The 18,221-nt window shown below is 53.9% G+C and carries 15 protein-coding genes and 6 tRNA genes; 15 read left to right on the top strand and 6 right to left on the bottom strand.

Features of this window, described 5'->3' with window-relative positions; all coding sequences use genetic code 11:
* Positions 1 to 176: 176 nt before the first annotated feature.
* The 3 genes from ACW5W7_RS09760 (at position 177) to ACW5W7_RS09750 (ending at position 2,845) form a co-directional block, all read left to right on the top strand.
* Positions 177 to 1,469 (top strand): tyrosine-type recombinase/integrase, encoded by a 1,293-nt coding sequence (locus tag ACW5W7_RS09760; protein WP_456501557.1) that lies wholly within the window; start codon positions 177 to 179, stop codon positions 1,467 to 1,469.
* Between the two features lie 433 nt (positions 1,470 to 1,902).
* Positions 1,903 to 2,094 carry a helix-turn-helix transcriptional regulator gene (locus ACW5W7_RS09755; RefSeq protein WP_410488146.1) on the top strand — a complete coding sequence of 64 codons (192 nt, stop codon included), beginning with the start codon at positions 1,903 to 1,905 and terminating at the stop codon, positions 2,092 to 2,094.
* A 1-nt stretch (position 2,095) separates the two neighbouring features.
* Positions 2,096 to 2,845, top strand: a complete 750-nt coding sequence (locus ACW5W7_RS09750; protein WP_456501556.1) for a hypothetical protein — start codon at positions 2,096 to 2,098, stop codon at positions 2,843 to 2,845.
* Positions 2,846 to 2,967: 122 nt separating this feature from the next.
* On the opposite strand, the gene ACW5W7_RS09745 is transcribed toward ACW5W7_RS09750, so the two are convergent.
* The 3 genes from ACW5W7_RS09745 to ACW5W7_RS09735 form a co-directional block, all read right to left on the bottom strand.
* Positions 2,968 to 3,645 carry a DUF2290 domain-containing protein gene (locus tag ACW5W7_RS09745; RefSeq protein ID WP_324021114.1) on the bottom strand — a complete coding sequence of 226 codons (678 nt, stop codon included), beginning with the start codon at positions 3,643 to 3,645 and terminating at the stop codon, positions 2,968 to 2,970.
* Positions 3,642 to 5,807 carry a DEAD/DEAH box helicase gene (locus tag ACW5W7_RS09740; RefSeq protein WP_324021113.1) on the bottom strand — a complete coding sequence of 722 codons (2,166 nt, stop codon included), beginning with the start codon at positions 5,805 to 5,807 and terminating at the stop codon, positions 3,642 to 3,644. Before ACW5W7_RS09740 ends, ACW5W7_RS09745 begins: the two co-directional genes overlap by 4 nt.
* A 652-nt stretch (positions 5,808 to 6,459) precedes the next feature.
* Positions 6,460 to 6,867, bottom strand: a complete 408-nt coding sequence (locus ACW5W7_RS09735) for a Spy/CpxP family protein refolding chaperone (RefSeq protein ID WP_456501555.1) — start codon at positions 6,865 to 6,867, stop codon at positions 6,460 to 6,462.
* A 256-nt stretch (positions 6,868 to 7,123) separates the two neighbouring features.
* Here ACW5W7_RS09735 and pncC point away from each other — a divergent pair, with 256 nt between their 5' ends.
* From pncC to ACW5W7_RS09675, 12 genes are all read left to right on the top strand, one after another.
* Positions 7,124 to 7,615, top strand: a complete 492-nt coding sequence (pncC, locus tag ACW5W7_RS09730; RefSeq protein WP_434668514.1) for a nicotinamide-nucleotide amidase — start codon at positions 7,124 to 7,126, stop codon at positions 7,613 to 7,615.
* Between the two features lie 79 nt (positions 7,616 to 7,694).
* Entirely contained in the window at positions 7,695 to 8,759 is a 1,065-nt protein-coding gene (gene recA / locus ACW5W7_RS09725; RefSeq protein WP_456501554.1) for a recombinase RecA, read from the top strand.
* A 35-nt stretch (positions 8,760 to 8,794) separates the two neighbouring features.
* Entirely contained in the window at positions 8,795 to 9,310 is a 516-nt protein-coding gene (locus ACW5W7_RS09720) for a regulatory protein RecX (RefSeq protein WP_456501553.1), read from the top strand.
* Between the two features lie 338 nt (positions 9,311 to 9,648).
* Entirely contained in the window at positions 9,649 to 12,273 is a 2,625-nt protein-coding gene (gene alaS, locus ACW5W7_RS09715) for an alanine--tRNA ligase (protein ID WP_456501552.1), read from the top strand.
* A 16-nt stretch (positions 12,274 to 12,289) separates the two neighbouring features.
* The gene (locus tag ACW5W7_RS09710; RefSeq protein WP_349919801.1) at positions 12,290 to 13,537 is read left to right on the top strand and encodes an aspartate kinase; all 1,248 of its coding nucleotides are present in this window, start codon (positions 12,290 to 12,292) and stop codon (positions 13,535 to 13,537) included.
* Between the two features lie 92 nt (positions 13,538 to 13,629).
* Positions 13,630 to 13,818 (top strand): carbon storage regulator CsrA, encoded by a 189-nt coding sequence (gene csrA, locus ACW5W7_RS09705; protein ID WP_005315760.1) that lies wholly within the window; start codon positions 13,630 to 13,632, stop codon positions 13,816 to 13,818.
* A gap of 214 nt (positions 13,819 to 14,032) precedes the next feature.
* Positions 14,033 to 14,125: transfer RNA gene (locus ACW5W7_RS09700), tRNA-Ser, on the top strand.
* Positions 14,126 to 14,128: 3 nt separating this feature from the next.
* Positions 14,129 to 14,205: transfer RNA gene (locus ACW5W7_RS09695), tRNA-Arg, on the top strand.
* 98 nt (positions 14,206 to 14,303) lie between these two features.
* Positions 14,304 to 14,380: transfer RNA gene (locus ACW5W7_RS09690), tRNA-Arg, on the top strand.
* A gap of 26 nt (positions 14,381 to 14,406) precedes the next feature.
* A tRNA-Arg gene (locus tag ACW5W7_RS09685) sits at positions 14,407 to 14,483 on the top strand.
* 28 nt (positions 14,484 to 14,511) lie between these two features.
* A tRNA-Arg gene (locus tag ACW5W7_RS09680) sits at positions 14,512 to 14,588 on the top strand.
* 29 nt (positions 14,589 to 14,617) lie between these two features.
* Positions 14,618 to 14,694 (top strand) — tRNA-Arg (locus ACW5W7_RS09675).
* Positions 14,695 to 15,213: 519 nt separating this feature from the next.
* Here the strand turns inward: ACW5W7_RS09675 and pbpG are convergent.
* The 3 genes from pbpG to ACW5W7_RS09660 all read right to left on the bottom strand — a co-directional run bounded on the left by pbpG (position 15,214) and on the right by ACW5W7_RS09660 (position 18,154).
* Positions 15,214 to 16,041 (bottom strand): D-alanyl-D-alanine endopeptidase, encoded by an 828-nt coding sequence (gene pbpG / locus ACW5W7_RS09670; protein ID WP_456501551.1) that lies wholly within the window; start codon positions 16,039 to 16,041, stop codon positions 15,214 to 15,216.
* A 136-nt stretch (positions 16,042 to 16,177) separates the two neighbouring features.
* Positions 16,178 to 16,843 carry a DedA family protein gene (locus ACW5W7_RS09665; RefSeq protein ID WP_349919798.1) on the bottom strand — a complete coding sequence of 222 codons (666 nt, stop codon included), beginning with the start codon at positions 16,841 to 16,843 and terminating at the stop codon, positions 16,178 to 16,180.
* Between the two features lie 18 nt (positions 16,844 to 16,861).
* On the bottom strand, positions 16,862 to 18,154 hold the full coding sequence (locus tag ACW5W7_RS09660; protein WP_456501550.1) for a hemolysin family protein: 1,293 nt from the start codon (positions 18,152 to 18,154) through the stop codon (positions 16,862 to 16,864).
* Positions 18,155 to 18,221 lie beyond the last annotated feature (67 nt).

Here is an 18,221-nt window from a genome sequence, read left to right as displayed (position 1 = left end):
AAGCTCCTCATCAAAATCACTTTGACTCTAAAAGGCTGCATTAGCAGTCAACCCATTCTACTCGTCTGAGTTCTTCACTAACGCCCATAAATTTGTAAAGGCATAACAAGCCGCACACCTCTATTTGATGGATGTCGTAGGTGATGAACTTTATTAAAAATTGAAGAGGATTCAAAATGAAGCAGAGTAAGACACATCCGCTCACTGATCTTGATATTAAACGAATGAAACCTTCAGATGAGGATCTAACTGACACTGGAGTTAACAGGGGACTTAGAGTGAGGTGTAGTGAGAAAGGATCAAAGAGCTTCATCTATAGATACCGGCATCCGGTCACATCAGAGCTGAAGCAGTTTACTTTTGCCTACTATCCTGAAACCTCTCTATCAGAGGCTCGAGTTGAGTTTGCTAAACTAAAAGTTTATAGGCGTAATGGAGAGTTGCATAAGTTAAAAAAGCAATCTTCAGTAACTATATCTGATGTCGTTCTAAAAGTTAAAGATGTAACGCTCAAGGAGCTCATTGATCACTATCTTACATGTTATATAGAAGATGGGCAGAATGTTGATGGATCTCTGAGGAATGGAGCAAGAAAGCTGAAAGGGCAACGAGAGGTGAGGAGAATGTTGTATGCAGATCCTGTTCAGTATCTTGGCAATTATAGTCTAACAAGAATTACCTCTGCTGATATCAAAAGTATTGTTATGGATATGATTTTAAAACGCGGTGCAAATGTTCAAGCCGGAGCTGTTCTTCGAGAGTTAAAGTCTGCGTATGACATTGGCATCGATACTGGATTTGTATCTCGTGACATGGTCAATCCAGTTGATTTAGTTAAGCAACAACTAAAAAGAGCAAAGGTGAGGCTAACGTCTACTAAAGGAAGTCGTCATCTTGATGATGAGGAATTAGAAAAACTATTAATCTGGCTTCCAAGCTCGACTTATACTACGACACATAAATCAATTATTCGTATGGCTTTGTGGACTGGATGTCGAACGGGAGAGCTATGTTCCGCAAAATGGGAAGATATCAACTTTGATGACGCAACCTTTAGAATAAAGCTATCGAAGAATGGTGCTTATAGACGTGTGCAGTTGCCAACGCAAGCCATTTCATTTTTGAAAACGTTGAGGTCACTAAGCTCAACTTACGTATTTCCTTCATTAAGAACCAGAGTTGCAATTCAACAAAAGCAACTTACTGAGCAAGCTTGGAGAATGCGGTGTAGTGGTTCTATGTTAGACATCGCGCATTGGACACCACATGATTTAAGAAGAACGGTGAGAACAGGACTTGCTCGTTTGAAGTGCCCAACTGATATAGCGGAAGCAATTATTGGTCATTCACCAAGAGGAATCGAAGGAACATACAATTTGTATACGTATGAAGATGAATGTCGCGAATGGCTTCAACGTTGGGCAAATTACCTTGATCAGCTTCAGGAGCGACGGTCAGCGTTGTGCTGAGCCAGCAACGTTGTGCTGAGCCTGCAACGTTGTGCTGAGCCTGCAACGTTGTGTTGAGCCAGCAACGTTGTGTTGAGCCTGCAACGTTGTGTTGAGCCAGCAACGTTGTGCTGAGCCAGCAACGTTGTGCTGAGCCAGCAACGTTGTGCTGAGCCAGCAACGTTGTGCTGAGCCTGCAACGTTGTGTTGAGCCTGCAGCGTTGTGTTGAGCCTGCAGCGTTGTGTTGAGCGTGCTGATTTTAGTGAGAGCCGTTATTAGATTCTCGTCGCATAGCTACCACAGTATACGATTCTACTCGCTATCTGAACCAAACGTTTGAGCCGATTGGGCAAACATATCAAACATATCAAACATTCTTCTCTAGATAGAGACGTAAAACACATGACAAGAACTTGAAACTGTAAAGAGCCATGACACTGAAAAAGGAATGTCATGGTTATGAAAATATACAGAATTAATGATGTTGTAGAATGTTGTGCACTGTCCAAAGCAACAATATATCGATTGATGAAGAAGGGACTATTCCCTAAGCAAATACAGCTAACAGGAAAGAGGGCTGTTGGTTGGCGGAGCTCGGATATTGAACATTGGGTATCAACCGTGGGTTCTGAGATCGGGGGGTGATATGGATAATAAGTCATTATACAAATTGATCTGCTCACTCATCGAAACTGTGGAGGATGCCGAGATTGAGACACAAGATCGTGTTAAACAACTCATTAAAATGGAGGGACGTCATCATAGAGAGCTAGCTTATAAATTGATGTCTTGTATTGAAGATGATTACTGCAATTGTAATTCACTTGCCTGCAAACAATGTGTCAGAACCAAGAGAATTAAAATCATCGAGTCAGTAACTAAGGTTTTGATGAATGGAGATTATAGCTTTTGTTCACTAGTACTTTATCGTGATATTTTGGCAAAGAATGAGTTGAATAAATTAAACCCACAGAAGTTGAAGGCGAAACTTTATCGAGACATCAAAAAACTAGGTATTGAAAGCCCAATGTATGGCGCACTAGAAGTCGTATTTGAGCATGGGAATAATCTATGGCTACCACATTTTCATTTGTTCTTGATGATCAATGACACTGAAAAGAAAATGCTGAACAAGCTTTTTAAAAAAAGACATGGTGTGCCGTCTTGGAATGGGAAACAAGCATTCCCTATTAGGATTGATCCTATCGATTATACCTCTTTAGGTAGGTTGGTTTATCTTGTTACGTATGTTTATAAATTTATGTGGCAATCCAAAATGCCCGGAGGTAAAAAATGTAGAGGAGAAAGGATGAATTATTGTGATTCATTACATTACCTTGATTCACTACGTATTGAAACGCTATTGGTTGAACATAATGTCAGAAGGAAAAACTGAGCAATGTCTAAATTATGTGCTGTATATGTCAATCTATGCGTTATACAACGTATTATATGAGGTTAGTGTAGTAACACTATGATTAAGCATGGTGAAGGATGAAACTTATCCTTCACTTTTACTTATCTAGTTGGTATATTGATATGTATTACATTTTTTTCTGACGGTGTAATTGTGCCTTTCAAATTGATTTTTTTGAGTGCAGGGAGTTTATCAATGAAATTGATTTTTTGTGTTTGGTAGAAATTCCTAATAATAAAATCAAAAAACCAAAGAGGGGTGATTGGGCCTGATGTTGGAATTCGACAATCTTTAACATCTCCCAAGGTTAAATGACAATGTGGGTGGATAAGATCTTTGGCTGCATAAGAATCGTAGTCAAAGCGCAAAGGAAATGGAATTATACGCCTTGAAACTATTTCTAAGTAAATCTCATCTCGATTATAATCATCATCAGAGTTCTGGTACGGTTGGAGATATGGTGATGGATAGAATGCTAAGCGATGCTTTATGAGGACACCATTTTCAAAAAGATATGAGAGCTGTATCAATGCACCATCAATTAATCTAGCAGTGAAAGAACGCTTAGAATTAAGTTCTTTATAAAGCTCTCCATAATCTATATCTTTCATGGCTATAGAGACATGGTCTGCACCTTTAAAACTAACCTCATGCTTATTGTCTGGTAGTTTTTTAATTGCTGGAAAGTTCTGATCGTTTATTAAACTGAACTCAATTAATGATGAAATAATTGAGTTCAGTTCTTTATGTACACTGAGATGTAGATTTTGGGGGCTCATTGTGCCCCCATATCTCGAATGTGAGCAATAAGGGCTTCTTTAGTTGCCTCATCCAAGTCAGCTAATGTAAGCTCTCCATTCTTAAGTGCCTCAACAAAATCTACTGCTGAGTTTTTCTTTTGCTCTAGACGTTTCTTTTCGTGTGCAGATATATCTCGGTGAACTATTCTCAAAGTTTTTAGAATATCATCGGTCGGATATGTGAAGTCGAGCATGAAATTGTGATCACGGAGTTTTTGGTACTCACTCATGAGTGCATCCATTCCATGACCATGACCAACAATACGAACCCACGCTTTGCTACGAGTAATTGCCGTAAACAGGCGACTTCTTAATGTTGAAAGCCCAGCACCATAGCCATGGCAGTCTTGAGCATTAATGATATATACCATGCCTGACTCATTGCCTTTTGCTCGATAGATGCCTGTGAATGTAACTGATGGCCATTCAGATCTGAAGAAAACATCGGCCTCTGTATCAACACCAGCGAGATGGCTCTGAATGTTGTTATCAAACAGTATCTTACGGATAGGCCCCACTTTGGCTCGGGCAGAAAGAGGGTCTGGATTGATGACGATGATATCGTCATGACGTAATTCATCTTGGGTAATGTTTTGGTGAATTTGTTTAGCTACCCATTCATTTTGATCGTGTTCATTTTCGAATCGAATAAATTGAATGATGTCATCAATAGGTGAGTGATTCTCTAAGAACTCAGGACTAGTCTCAGGTGTTCTTTGGAGAACAACATGCTTCCCTTTTTCTAGATCTCCACTCTCCGCGCGATAACCAATTTCTTGCCAGAGTGCGGGTTGTTCAAACATTTGAACAAGGCCCGTTTGTAATGTTTTGGGTGGTGGTTCTCTATAAATACCAAAGCCAAGGGCATGAGCAGCAACTAGAACAGGTCTAGAGTTTCGATAGCATTTTTGTAAAATAACGTCAGTGCGCTCGTCCATTGCGAGACTGACTAAAGGTATTCCCTTTTCGTTTTCCCCGAAAATTTCTTCTGGTGGTGGTAGCGAGGTTCCGGATAAATTTTGCAATTCATCATATGCATAAACAAGACGTTTTGGGTCTCTCAGCATCGTATAGCATAGCTTCAGAAAGCTGGGAGAAAAATCTTGGGCTTCATCAACTAGGATCGCATCATATACTTCAACTGAGGTTTGCAGCGTTGATAGCAAATGTTCACAAGCACCTCTAAATGATTTCTCATTATCGCCGAATGCAGCCTTCGCTGCTCTGAAATCAAAGAAGTCTGATGCTGAAACTCGACATGCTTCATAATATAGGCCGTCTCTCTCATCTCCACCCGGAGCTCCCCAAGCATTAATAACTCGAAGTTTAGTCCAGTCAGGTTCTTCACCACTTTGCTCAACACAAAAATTGTTGATTAGTCTCTTAAACTGACCTTTGAGAGAGCGTGTATTAAAGGTGACTGCAATTCTCCAGTCAGGGTGTTGAGTGTGTAAATACGCAGCCTTAAGTGCTAGTACGATCGTTTTACCTGAGCCTGCAAGCCCTCTAATCCGCTGTACGCCATCAACAGTTTCCACAACTGCACGATTTTGACGATGATCTAGTGTCGCAATAGAGTCTTCAAGATTTTTAAGGAGAGAGCCTCGTGATGCTGCGTTATGTACTTCTCGTCTTAGGCGGCTTTTTCTAATCGATGAGAGGCTTTCGATAGCAGAAACAGTGGCTTTAAAGAGTGCATCAGACGAATCAGACCATGTTATAGAACCCAAGATAGCATCTAGATTGCTGTCATTTGCAACATGGTAGTCGGCATCATTGTATGCACTAAGGTTCGTCAGTGCTGGTGCGTAAGTTACAACGCTAATCGGCGGAATCAGTCGGCGGCCATTCAAAAGCTCCCTATGAAGCCTTAGCTTAGACTCAATCTTGTTAGCCAGATCGTCTTGCCGCTCTTTGTAGTTGCCCAAGTTAGTGCCTTCGACAATGTCGAAAAGAACGATGCCCTTGGTGCAACTAAGGTAAGTGCCGTCGAGAAAAAATTTTCCTTCGGGTGTTGGAATCAATGGGTATCCGAAGAAGCACTCGCCTTCCAAGCTATTAATGCTAGCTAATACATCTTCTAGAGCTCTAGTTGCTACGGGTTTACCATTCGAGCCTCTAATGAAGCTTAGCTTGCTCATGCTTCTATACCTCTCTTTAGACTTGGTCAATGGCTTACAGCTGAAGGGATTATACAAATCCTTAGCTCCATCGTCCCCCTCGTTTGACATTGTTCACCTTCTTATGTGATGTGTGAAGTTTTGTCTACTGGCAAGGTGAGATGGATTAGTTGGGTTCGAGTCGCCCCATCGAATGCTTTGTTGTTAGCTGCCGTTCTCAATGCGGGGGGTCATGTTGCTGAGCATATGTTTGTGAGGTGGGTATAAAGAGGATTGATGCAAGGCGGTCTATAAAGTATGAGCTTTAGTATGCCTTTTTGTGAGTGCTGCCTTTATCTATTTGATAATAAAAGTTTTATACACTCATGCATCATGGGGGTGTGGGCGCTGAGGGTGGCGCCGCTGACTGGGTGCTGTGCTGTCATGTGCTATTCCAGAAGGTGCTCTGGCAGGGAAGCGTCTGCCATCTTGGGTCTGAATCTGGCAGCCATTCTACATGCTCGGGAGCGGATGGTGAGGGGGAATCTCCGTCTTGGGGGCAAACCCGGTGTCTTGACTAGGTTGGCATGTCCTGACGCAGTGGGCTGGCTGGAGTGGGGAGGACTCGAATGGCGGGAAGAGATGGGGATAGACAACATCCCCGCCTGGCAGCGGGGATGGGAGGGCATCGCCCTTAGTACATGGCTTCGCCGCCGCTCAGCATCTCGTGCAGCTTGGCTTTTTGCTCGGCAGTCAGCACCTTGCTCACCTCGAACAGGTAGTGGGCGCGGTAGTAGCGAGCCTCGGCCTGGACGTTGCTGATGGTCTGCAGCTGTTTCTTGGCGGCCGCTTCATCCCACTTGCCGCTCTTGATCATGTTGACGATGACATCCTGACCGATGGCATCGAGCTTGACGGAGCTCAGCTCCTTGGCCGCCTTCTCCCGAAGCCCCTTGATCTGTTCAACCTGGGCGCTGGAGAGGTTCAGCTCCTGGGCCAGGGTGGTCTCGGTTTGCAGCTCGGGAGCGCTCTCGGCGGCGAAGGCCTGGCTGCTCACACAGATAGCCAGCGCGGCCATGGCAACTTTAAACTGATGCTTCATCTGTTTTTCTCCATGTTTTCATCGGAAGGTATTTTTCAAATGGATGCCGCTCCAACGGCGGCGCCCGTTGATTATAGAGAGCCCCCATGTACTGAAGCTTAAGCGCGGACCATTTGCCGGGGAGCTCGTCTGGTGAGTGGCCACCGGCGCCTGAACCAGGCTGACGCAGGGGGCGCCTCGCGGGTTGTCCCCGGGCAGGGGCAATTGCATAATGAGCCCCATATTCAGCCCGCAAGGGGCCAACGAGGGCATGACGATGGGGCTTGATGCAGAGATCGCCCGCCTCTCCCAGGAACTGGGCGAGGCGCTGACGGCGCGGGGCTGGCTGGCCACGACCGCGGAGTCCTGTACCGGCGGCGGCGTGGCCACCGCCATCACCGATATCGCCGGCAGCTCGGGCTGGTTTGACCGGGGTTTTGTCACCTATACCAACGAGGCCAAGCAGCAGATGCTGGGCGTCAGCATCGACAGTCTGCTGCGCCACGGCGCCGTCAGCGAGACCGTGGTGCTGGAGATGGCGCGGGGAGCCCTGGCCCGCTCCGATGCGGGCATCAGCGTCGCCATCAGCGGCATCGCCGGCCCGGGGGGCGGCAGCGATGACAAACCGGTCGGTACCGTCTGGTTCGCCTGGGCGGACAAGAGCGGCCGCCAGCACTCCCTGCTGGCCCGCTTCGACGGCGACCGCCAGCAAGTGCGACAACAGGCCGTCAGACAGGCGCTCTCCGGCTTGTTGGCCCTGCTCAGATAATTTTGGCTTGATACTGTATGCATAAACAGTATACTTAGCCCAACTTCATTTCTTACCACGATTCCCAGCGGAGATTGGCATGGATCAGAACAAACAGAAGGCACTGGCGGCTGCGCTGGGGCAGATCGAGAAGCAGTTCGGCAAGGGCTCCATCATGCGTCTGGGCGACAGCAAGACCATGGACATCGAAGCCATCTCCACCGGTTCCCTCTCCCTGGACGTGGCGCTGGGGATCGGCGGTCTGCCCTGTGGCCGTATCGTCGAGATCTACGGTCCGGAATCCTCCGGCAAGACGACCCTGACCCTGCAGGTGATCGCGGAAGCCCAGAAGAAAGGCAAGACCTGTGCATTCGTCGATGCGGAGCACGCTCTGGACCCCATTTATGCTGCCAAGCTCGGTGTAAACGTCGATGATCTGCTGATTTCCCAGCCTGACACAGGCGAACAGGCTCTCGAAATCTGCGACATGCTGGTGCGCTCCAATGCCGTCGACGTCATCATCGTCGACTCCGTGGCCGCCCTGACGCCGAAGGCCGAAATCGAAGGCGAGATGGGGGATTCCCACGTCGGTCTGCAGGCTCGTCTGATGTCCCAGGCCCTGCGCAAGCTGACCGCCAACATCAAGAACGCGAACTGCCTGTGCATCTTCATCAACCAGATCCGGATGAAGATCGGCGTCATGTTCGGCAGCCCCGAGACCACCACCGGTGGTAACGCCCTGAAGTTCTACGCCTCCGTGCGTCTCGACATCCGTCGTACCGGCGCCATCAAGGAAGGGGACGAAGTGGTCGGCAACGAGACCCGCGTCAAGGTCGTCAAGAACAAGGTGGCGCCTCCCTTCAAGCAGGCCGAGTTCCAGATCTTCTACGGGGCCGGTATCTCCAAGGAAGGCGAGCTGGTGGACTTGGGCGTCAAGCACAAGTTGATCGACAAGGCTGGCGCCTGGTACAGCTACAACGGCGAGAAGATCGGTCAGGGCAAGGCCAACGTGATGAAGCTGTTCGCCGAGAACAAGGCGATGGCGGCTGAGGTGGAAGCTCGCCTGCGCGAACTGCTGCTGTCGGGTGCCATCCCGCAGGACGGCAAGGCCGAGGTGGCCGAGGCCGATGAGTTCGAGCCCGAAAACGAGCAAGAGTTCGAATAACAAAGAGGCCGGGTTGATACCCGGCCTTCTCATTTATGGTCGATACCCCCATGTCAGAACCCGCAGATAACCCACTCCCCGAGCCCACCTTTGAAGAGCAGTTTGCCGCGGCGCGTGCCTTCGCCATGCGCAGTCTGGCGCGGCGGGAGAGTGCCGAGTCCGAGCTGGCGAACCGGCTGCGCAAGCAGGGCTTTACGGACGCCGTGGTCGAGGTTGTTCTCGACTATTGCCGTGATCATCGCTGGGTCGACGACGAGCGCTACGGCGCCATGGCGGTGCGGGCCGGGGCAGCCAAGGGCCATGGCCCCATCAAGATCCGCTTCGAGCTGCGTCGCAAGGGGCTGGACGACAACCAGATAGAGGCGGCGTTCGAGCAACCTGAGCTGGATTGGTTCGAATTGGCGGCCGAGCTGTTGCAGCGCCGCGCTAGGGCAACGGATCTCGCGGATTTCAAGTTGCGCATGAAGTGGCTCAAGTACCTGCTGGGCCGTGGTTTCAATCAGGATCAGGCCCGCTATGCCATCGCCGTCATGCAGGGCCAGGAGGAATAAGCGTCAAAGTGTGGCGCCTCTTCGGGTCGGAAAGACTCAGGCCAGGGGGCGCCGCCTTATTGGCGCCTGAGTGGGAGTCCCGAGCCCCAGGTACCAGCGTGGCGATATTCCCCAATCCATCGAAAATGGTCACCGCCGACTGACGCTGGCCGGGACGCTCGTTGCGTATTTTCCCTCTGATTTTCCCCTGTGGCACGCCGCCGTCACCAAGGGCTCGCCTGCACCCTTCCCGAACGGGGCTTTTTCACCCATCAGGGGCTGGTACGTTTTACTTTACCCCGCAGAAAACTTACATTATTGCGATTAAAAGTCCGTATCCGAATCAAGCAGGATTTTCCATGTATATGTCCACGTCTGAGTTACGCGCCGCGTTTCTCGAGTATTTCCGCTCCCAGGGGCACCAGGTTGTCTCCTCCAGCTCCCTGGTTCCCCATAACGACCCGACTCTGCTGTTCACCAACGCAGGGATGAACCAGTTCAAGGACGTGTTCCTTGGCGCAGACAAGCGTGCCTATCATCGTGCCACCACGGCCCAGCGCTGCGTACGGGCCGGCGGCAAGCACAATGACCTGGAAAACGTGGGCTATACCGCCCGTCACCACACCTTCTTCGAGATGCTGGGCAACTTCAGCTTCGGTGACTACTTCAAGCAGGATGCCATCCGTTTTGCCTGGGAATTCCTGACCGGTACCCTCAAGCTGCCCAAAGAGCGCCTGCTGGTGACCGTGTACGAGACGGACGACGAAGCATTCAACATCTGGGCCAACGAGATCGGGGTCCCCGCCGATCGCATCGTACGCATCGGTGACAACAAGGGCGCGGCCTTTGCATCCGATAACTTCTGGCAGATGGGTGACACCGGCCCCTGCGGCCCCTGCACCGAGATCTTCTATGACCACGGCGACCACATCCAGGGTGGCCCTCCCGGCTCCCCGGACGAAGACGGCGACCGCTTCATCGAGATCTGGAACGTGGTCTTCATGCAGTTCAACCGTCAGGCCGACGGCACCATGGAGCCGCTGCCCCGCCCGTCCGTGGATACCGGCATGGGCCTTGAGCGCATCTCCGCCATCCTGCAGGGAGTGCACTCCAACTACGAGATCGACATCTTCCAGGCGCTGATCAAGAAGGCCGCCGAGATCGTCGGTACCAGCGATCTGAGCAATCAGTCCCTGCGGGTCATCGCCGACCACATCCGCTCCTGCGCCTTCCTAGTGGCTGACGGTGTCATGCCGTCCAACGAAGGTCGTGGCTATGTGCTGCGTCGCATCATCCGCCGCGCCGTGCGCCACGGCCGCAAGCTGGGCGCCACCGAGGTGTTCTTCTACAAGCTGGCCGCCGAGCTGGCGGTACAGATGAAGGATGTGGCCGCCGAGCTGATTGCCCAGCTGCCCCTGGTGGAGCGCGTGCTGCGCATCGAGGAAGAGCAGTTCGTCCGCACCCTGGACCGCGGTCTGCTGCTGCTGGAAGACGTGCTGGCCAACTTGGGGGACGCCAAGGTGATCCCGGGCGAGGTGGTGTTCAAGCTTTATGACACCTACGGCTTCCCGGCTGACCTCACCGCAGACGTGGTGCGTGAGCGCGAGATCGGCATCGACGAGGAAGGCTTCCATGTCGAGATGGCCAAACAGCGCGCCCGAGCCAAGGAGGCTTCCAGCTTCGGCGTGAACTACAACGAGGTCTTGAAACTCGACTTCGAGACACCATTTACCGGTTACAAGCAGCTCAGCGAAAAGACCACCGTCGTCGGCATCTACAAGGATGGCGTCGAGGTGAATGGCCTGATCGCCGGTGAAGAGGCCGTTGTGGTACTGGCCGAGACCCCCTTCTACGCCGAGTCCGGTGGTCAGGTGGGTGACAGCGGCGTGCTCAAGGTGGACGACGGCATCTTCGCCGTGACCGATACCCAGAAGGCAGGCAAGGCCATCATTCACAAGGGTTATCTGGAGCTGGGTACCCTGGAGAAGGGTGCCGAGGTCGAAGCCGAGGTCGATGGCGAGCGCCGTCAGGCCGTGGCCCTGAACCACTCCGTGACCCACCTGCTGCACGCGGCCCTGCGCCAGGCGCTGGGGGATCACGTGACCCAGAAGGGGTCACTGGTGGGAGCAGAGCGCATGCGCTTCGACTTCTCCCACTTCGAAGGCCTGACCATGGCAACCATTCGTCGCATCGAGGAGCTGGTCAACGCCCAGATCCGCGCCAACCACGACGTCACCACCCAGGTCATGGATCTGGAGGCTGCCAAGTCTGCCGGTGCCATGGCACTGTTTGGCGAGAAGTATGAAGACGACGTGCGCGTGGTGCGCATGGGCGATTACTCCACCGAGCTGTGTGGCGGTACTCACGCCAAGCGTACCGGTGACATCGGCTTCTTCAAGATCATCGCCGAGAGCGGCATCGCCGCCGGGGTGCGTCGCATCGAAGCGGTGACCGGCAAGGGTGCCATCGACTTCATGCACCAGCTGGGCGAACAGATCGAAGAGGCGGCCGCCCTGGTGAAGGGGGATCAGTTCTCCATCGCCGACAAGGTGCGCCAGCTGATGGACAAGGCCAAGCTGATGGAGCGCGAGCTGGAACAGCTCAAGGCCAAGCTGGCCGCTCAGGCGGGCAGCGACCTGCTGAGCCAGGTGATCGAGATCAATGGTCAGAAGGTGCTGGTCGCGGCGCTGGATGGCGCGGATCCCAAGTCCCTGCGCGGCATGCTGGACGAACTGAAGAACAAGATGAAATCCGGTGTCGTGCTGCTGGCGACCAGCAGCGACGACAAGGTCAATCTGATCGCCGGTGTCACCAACGACCTGACTGCCAAGGTAAAAGCGGGCGAGCTGGTCAACCTGGTGGCCCAGCAAGTGGGCGGCAAGGGCGGTGGTCGTCCCGACATGGCGCAGGCAGGGGGCACCCAGCCAGAGGCCGTGCCGGCGGCACTGCAATCCGTACACTCCTGGCTGGAAGAGCGCCTGTAAACGGGCGAGGTGATCTGTGGCACTCTATGTACAGAAGTACGGCGGCACCTCGGTCGGCACGCTGGAAAGAATAGCGGCAGTCGCCGAACGGGTGAGCCTGACCCGCGCCCAGGGGCATGACGTGGTGGTGGTGGTTTCCGCCATGTCGGGTGAGACCAACCGGTTGCTGGGCATGGCCCAGCAGCTGGATCCGGATGCCAACCGGCGGGAGATGGATGTGCTGGTCTCCACCGGTGAGCAGGTCACCATAGCGCTGCTGGCCATCGCATTGAACCAGCGGGGGTGTCCCGCGGTCTCAATGACCGGTGATCAGGTGCGCATTCACACCGATTCCGCCTATGGCAAGGCGCGCATCACCCACATCGATACCGAACAGGTGCAGGATGCACTGGGGGCGGGCAAGGTGGTGGTGATCGCCGGTTTCCAGGGCCGTGATGAACATAACGCCATCACTACCCTGGGCCGTGGCGGCTCGGATACCACAGCGGTGGCGGTGGCGGCAGCCATCAAAGCCGATGAATGCCAGATCTTTACCGATGTGGATGGGGTCTATACCACGGATCCGCGCATCGAGCCCAAGGCCAGGCGGCTCTCCACCATCACCTTCGAGGAGATGCTGGAGATGGCGAGTCTGGGGGCCAAGGTGCTGCAGATCCGTTCGGTGGAATTCGCGGGCAAGTACCGCGTACCGCTGCGGGTGCTGTCGAGCTTTGTCGACGGAGAGGGAACCTTAATCACATACGGAGGTGAGAGAATGGAAGCACCCCTGGTTTCCGGCATTGCGTTCAACCGCAACGAGGCCAGTCTGACCATTCTGGGTGTGCCGGACAGACCCACGGTGGCGGCGCAGATCCTGAATCCGATCAGCGATGCCAACATAGATGTCGACATGATAGTGCAGAACACCATGGGGGATGGCACCGCCGATTTCACCTTTACGGTGAATCGCGATGACTACCGCCGGGCCCGCGCCCTGCTGGAGGAGACCGCCACCGAGTTGGGGGCCGCCTGCGTACAGGGCAACGGGGAGATCGCCAAGGTCTCCATCGTCGGGGTTGGCATGTGGAATCACCCTGGTGTCGCGCGCACCATGTTCAAGGTATTGGGCGAGGAGGGGATCAACATGCAGTTGATTTCCACCTCTGAAATCAAGATATCCGTGGTGATTGACGAGAAGTACCTGGAGCTGGCGGTGCGTTCGTTGCACTCCGCTTTCGGGTTGGATCAAGAGCCGCATGAGCAGCCCTTGGGGAACAATCCCTGATTGATTTAGTTTCAACCATTTACCATATCGGTATCTTTGTAAGATAATGGCTATATCGATATAAATACAAAACAGGATACAGGAGCAAGCGAATGCTTATTTTGACTCGTCGTGTAGGGGAAACCCTGATGATTGGTGACGAAGTGACCGTGACCGTTCTGGGCGTGAAAGGCAATCAGGTACGTATCGGTGTGAACGCGCCGAAAGAGGTCTCTGTACACCGTGAAGAGATCTACATGCGGATACAGGCCGAGAAAGTACCGGGTCAACCGAACTTCTAAGCCGCATCTCTAAGCTGCTATAAGGCGACATCTCATGTGTCGCCTTTTGTTTTTCCGGGCCCCCTAAAAGGCCCGCCAGGGCACGAAAGTTGTGGGTAAATACCCATTTTGCTTGAATATTCCACTCTTTGGCCAAATGCTGAGCGAACGCTCTGTTTTCTCCAAAAAAGTGTTTGACTAAAAATCCCTGTGAAGTATTATCAGCCCCGCAAACGGAGAGGTGGCCGAGAGGCTGAAGGCGCTCCCCTGCTAAGGGAGTATGCGGCTTATACCCGCATCGGGGGTTCGAATCCCCCCTTCTCCGCCATTTGCGCCCGTAGCTCAGCTGGATAGAGTACCTGGCTACGAACCAGGTGGTCAGAGGTTCGAATCCTCTCGGGCGCACCATATTCGACTCACGATGAGTCATGTATCGACCTTCAGCACGTCGGTACGCTATAAAAGGCTTACTGTTGAGTAAGCTTTTTTTATCGCTTTAAATCAGGGCGCCCGTAGCTCAGCTGGATAGAGTACCTGGCTACGAACCAGGTGGTCAGAGGTTCGAATCCTCTCGGGCGCACCATTTAAAGTGAAATCAATGATTTATGAGCGCCCGTAGCTCAGCTGGATAGAGTACCTGGCTACGAACCAGGTGGTCAGAGGTTCGAATCCTCTCGGGCGCACCATTTTATAAAGCAATGTCAAAGTTTGTGAGCGCCCGTAGCTCAGCTGGATAGAGTACCTGGCTACGAACCAGGTGGTCAGAGGTTCGAATCCTCTCGGGCGCACCATTTTAAGAAGCAATGTCAAAAGTTGATGAGCGCCCGTAGCTCAGCTGGATAGAGTACCTGGCTACGAACCAGGTGGTCAGAGGTTCGAATCCTCTCGGGCGCACCATATAGACAGCTCCGACTTCGGTCGGGGCTGTTTTTTTATGTGCCAAAAACCGATTTCACCATGTAGATATGCTGCCATTTCTACATTTACCTCTCTTTCTCTCTGCCTTATTGGTCCCTTTGTCGGCTGGCCGGCACCTCCCGGTGCCGCATTACGCGCCCGCCATGGCCACTCTGAGCGTTGCTTGTCCCCAACCCTGTGTGCAAGGTGCCCCTTTCCAAGGCGTGGCGCCAGCAGGCATGAGGAGCCCGTGAGCCCGTCCTGGCAAGTGATCCGCCGTCTCCCGAGCATCGCTAGGCATGCCTGGCCCTGAGGCATCTGTTGTCTTGTCAGGCGCTGGCACCCTTTTGGGGAACGGCTCTGGCGGGGGCAGGCTGTGAGCCGCCCCCCATGACAGAATCGGCCCAGTCATCCCCTGGCGCGGTTCAGACAGACACCGGGAGCGCGAGACGCACCGGGATCACGAATCCCGGGCAATAAAAAAGGATGCCTCGGCATCCTTTTGTCATCGGGTGGGGCTCAGCTCTTGAGCCACTTGCGAATGCGGTTGGCATCGCCGATGGGGGTGCGCTTGCCCACCGAGTTGAGCAGCACGATGGCCAGCTCCTGGCGATCCGGTTTGGCGCGCATCAGCAGGCAGCGCCCCGCCTCGTCGGTGTAACCGGTCTTGGAGAGGCGCACGTCCCAGTCCGGGTTCTTCACCAGGGGGTTGGTGTTGTTGAACATCAGGCTGTAGGAGGGGTTGGAGAAGCGCATCTCCATGCTGTCGTTCTGGGTGAACTGGCGGATCAGCGGCTGGCGATAGGCCACCGAGATGAGCTTGGCCAGATCCTGGGCGGTGGAGACGTTGCGGGTCGACAGGCCGGTGGAGTCATAGTAGCGGGTATTGCGCATGCCAAGCGCTCTGGCCTTGTTGTTCATGGCCCGCACGAAGGCGGCGCGACCACCGGGGTAGTGGCGGGCCAGTGCCGAGGCCATGCGATTCTCGGAGGACATCAGCGCCAGGTGCAGGGCATCCCGGCGGCTCACCTTGGTACCGAAGCGCACCCGGGAGTAGGTATGCTTGAGGTTATCCCTGTCGTTCTGATCCACGGTCAGGGTCTGGCTCAGGTTCTGCTTGGCATCCAGTACCACCAGGGCCGTCATCAGCTTGGTGAGGGAGGCGATGGGGCGCACCTGGGTGGGGTTCTTCTGGTAGAGGGTCTTGCCCGTGTTGACGTCCATCACCAGGACGCTGCCCGATTTCAGCTGCAGCTTGGCCGGGTTGGGGGCCGCCATGGCTGCGGGCAGCCCCAACAGGCTCATCAGGCCACACACCAGCGCGATTGCGCGAATCCGACACCCCATACAACGACTCCATCCACGGCGAAAAAAAGGCGCTAGATTCACTCATTTTTGCCCCCGCTTTACAAGAGCGGGAGTGAGGATTTCGTCATTATTTCCATAAAAAAGGGCCGCCTCGCAGCGACCCTGATGATTTGCCTCACGGCTTGGTGGCGCTGGCCTTGCGTTTGCTCCACCAGCGCCAGACGATGGCGATCAGGCCGCCCACCAGCAGCACCAGCGGCAGACAGAGGATGACGCTGAGGAACTGGGACTCGTACTGTGCGGCCAGCTTGGTGTGGCTCAGGTAGTAGCCCAGACCCACCAGGGGGCAGATCCACATGATGGAGCTGATGAGGTTCACCACCAGGAAGCGGCCCTGGGGGATCTCGTTGGCCCCGACGATATAGGGATAGGCGGTGCGCACGAAGGCGATGTAGCGGGCGGTGATCAGGGTGATGATGCCGTACTTGTTGAGCAGGTAGTGCACCTTCTCCTTGTGCCTGTCTTCCAGGTGGGACATCAGCTTGTGGTACATCTGGGTATGGCCGAGGAAGCGTCCCTGCATGTAGCCGAGCCAGGTGCCGACGAAGGTGGCCACGATCAGCAGCGGAATGACGGCCAGGGGCAGCACCCCCTGATAGATCAGCACGCCGGTCAGGATCAGCAGGGTGTCTCCCGGCAGGAAGGCGGTCGGGATGAAGCCGTTTTCCAGTACCAGGAAGGTCAGCAGGACGACATAGACCATGAAGACCATCTTGGGATCGGACAGCACCGCCAGATCCTGATTAATGAAGGCGTGAGCCAGGTGGTAAAACTGCTCCATACAAGCAAACTCCGCAGATTAGCTGGGTTGGTCGGTCAGCGGCATGGCGAGCACCTTGTCGATGCGCAGGCCGTCCATATCCACAATTTCCAGTTGCCACTGCTCCAGGGTGACCATGTCTCCGGTCTGGGGCAGGCGGCCAAGGAGCAGCATGATAAGCCCTCCCAGGGTGTGATAGTGATGTTTTTCTTCCTCCGGCAGCCGTACCAGCTCCAGACAATCCTTCAATTCGGGCAGGGGGATGAGGCCGTCGAGCAGCCAGCTGCCATCGGCGCGCTGGAAGGCCCAGTTGTCTTCGCCCCCCTCCTGCTGGAAGTCTCCCGCCAGGGTTTCCAGCAGATCTTGCTGGGTCACCAGCCCCTGCAACTCACCATATTCGTCCACCACCAGCACCATGTGCTCCGAATGGGTGCGGAAGTGGTTGAGCAGTTCGAGACCGTTGAGGGTCTCCGGCAGCAGGCTGCCATCCTGGGTCAGGGCGGCCAGATCGATGGGCTCTCCCTTGATATAGGCATGCAGTACCCGGCTGACGTTGAGGATGCCCACCAGATCCGACAGGCTGCCGTCACAGACCGGGAAGAAGCCGTGGCGATACTCCACCAGCCGCTGCAGGTTGACGTCCAGCGGCAGGGAGAGGTCGATGTAGTGGATGTCACTGCGGGGCACCATGAGGGAGGCCAGGCTGCGCTCATCGAGGCGGAACACGTTGCGCAGCATGGTGTGCTCGTGATCTTCGATGATGCCGGCCTCGGACCCTTCCACCAGCATGGCGTGGATCTCTTCCTGGGTGACATTGTTGCTGCTGCTCTGATCGACCCGCAGGATGCGCAGGCTGGCGTTGGTGGAGGCGGAGAGCAGCCAGACGAAGGGGCGGGTCAGGGTGGCCAGCCACAGCATGGGGCGGGCCACCAGGCAGGCGATACGTTCGGCGTTGAGCTGACCGAGACGCTTGGGGACCAGCTCACCCACCACGATGGAGAGATAGGTCACCAGCACCACCACGATGACGGTTGCGATCAGGCTGCTGCTCTTGGGAGTGAGTCCCCACTCCTGCAACCAGAGTGCGAAGGGCTGGGCCAGCAGGGATTCACCATAGATACCGTTGAGCAGGCCTATGCTGGTGATGCCTATCTGGACGGCAGAGAGGAAGTGGGTCGGATTCTCGCCCAGCTTGAGGGCGATGGCGGCGGAGCGGCTGCCCTCACTGGCCATCTTGCTGAGGCGCGCCTTGCGGGCGGTGACGATGGCAATTTCCGACATGGCGAAGACGCCATTGAGCAAAATCAATCCAAGCAGGATCAATATTTCCATACTGCGACAGCACTCCTGATAGAAAAGGTCGCTGGCAGTGTAATGAATTTGCGGGCGATGCGCTTGT

The sequence above is a fragment of the Aeromonas intestinalis genome (assembly GCF_054052485.1).
Note: the sequence above shows the minus strand (reverse complement) of the source record. Positions and strands in the feature narration are given on the sequence as shown.

Bases quoted from the DNA above. Each gene is read 5' to 3' on its own strand.
- ACW5W7_RS09760 (WP_456501557.1), top strand. From the start codon at position 177: ATGAAGCAGAGTAAGACACATCCGCTCACTGATCTTGATATTAAACGA.
- ACW5W7_RS09755 (WP_410488146.1), top strand. From the start codon at position 1,903: ATGGTTATGAAAATATACAGAATTAATGATGTTGTAGAATGTTGTGCA.
- ACW5W7_RS09750 (WP_456501556.1), top strand. From the start codon at position 2,096: ATGGATAATAAGTCATTATACAAATTGATCTGCTCACTCATCGAAACT.
- ACW5W7_RS09745 (WP_324021114.1), bottom strand. From the start codon at position 3,645: ATGAGCCCCCAAAATCTACATCTCAGTGTACATAAAGAACTGAACTCA.
- ACW5W7_RS09740 (WP_324021113.1), bottom strand. From the start codon at position 5,807: ATGAGCAAGCTAAGCTTCATTAGAGGCTCGAATGGTAAACCCGTAGCA.
- ACW5W7_RS09735 (WP_456501555.1), bottom strand. From the start codon at position 6,867: ATGAAGCATCAGTTTAAAGTTGCCATGGCCGCGCTGGCTATCTGTGTG.
- pncC (WP_434668514.1), top strand. From the start codon at position 7,124: ATGGGGCTTGATGCAGAGATCGCCCGCCTCTCCCAGGAACTGGGCGAG.
- recA (WP_456501554.1), top strand. From the start codon at position 7,695: ATGGATCAGAACAAACAGAAGGCACTGGCGGCTGCGCTGGGGCAGATC.
- ACW5W7_RS09720 (WP_456501553.1), top strand. From the start codon at position 8,795: ATGGTCGATACCCCCATGTCAGAACCCGCAGATAACCCACTCCCCGAG.
- alaS (WP_456501552.1), top strand. From the start codon at position 9,649: ATGTATATGTCCACGTCTGAGTTACGCGCCGCGTTTCTCGAGTATTTC.
- csrA (WP_005315760.1), top strand. From the start codon at position 13,630: ATGCTTATTTTGACTCGTCGTGTAGGGGAAACCCTGATGATTGGTGAC.
- pbpG (WP_456501551.1), bottom strand. From the start codon at position 16,041: ATGGGGTGTCGGATTCGCGCAATCGCGCTGGTGTGTGGCCTGATGAGC.
- ACW5W7_RS09665 (WP_349919798.1), bottom strand. From the start codon at position 16,843: ATGGAGCAGTTTTACCACCTGGCTCACGCCTTCATTAATCAGGATCTG.
- ACW5W7_RS09660 (WP_456501550.1), bottom strand. From the start codon at position 18,154: ATGGAAATATTGATCCTGCTTGGATTGATTTTGCTCAATGGCGTCTTC.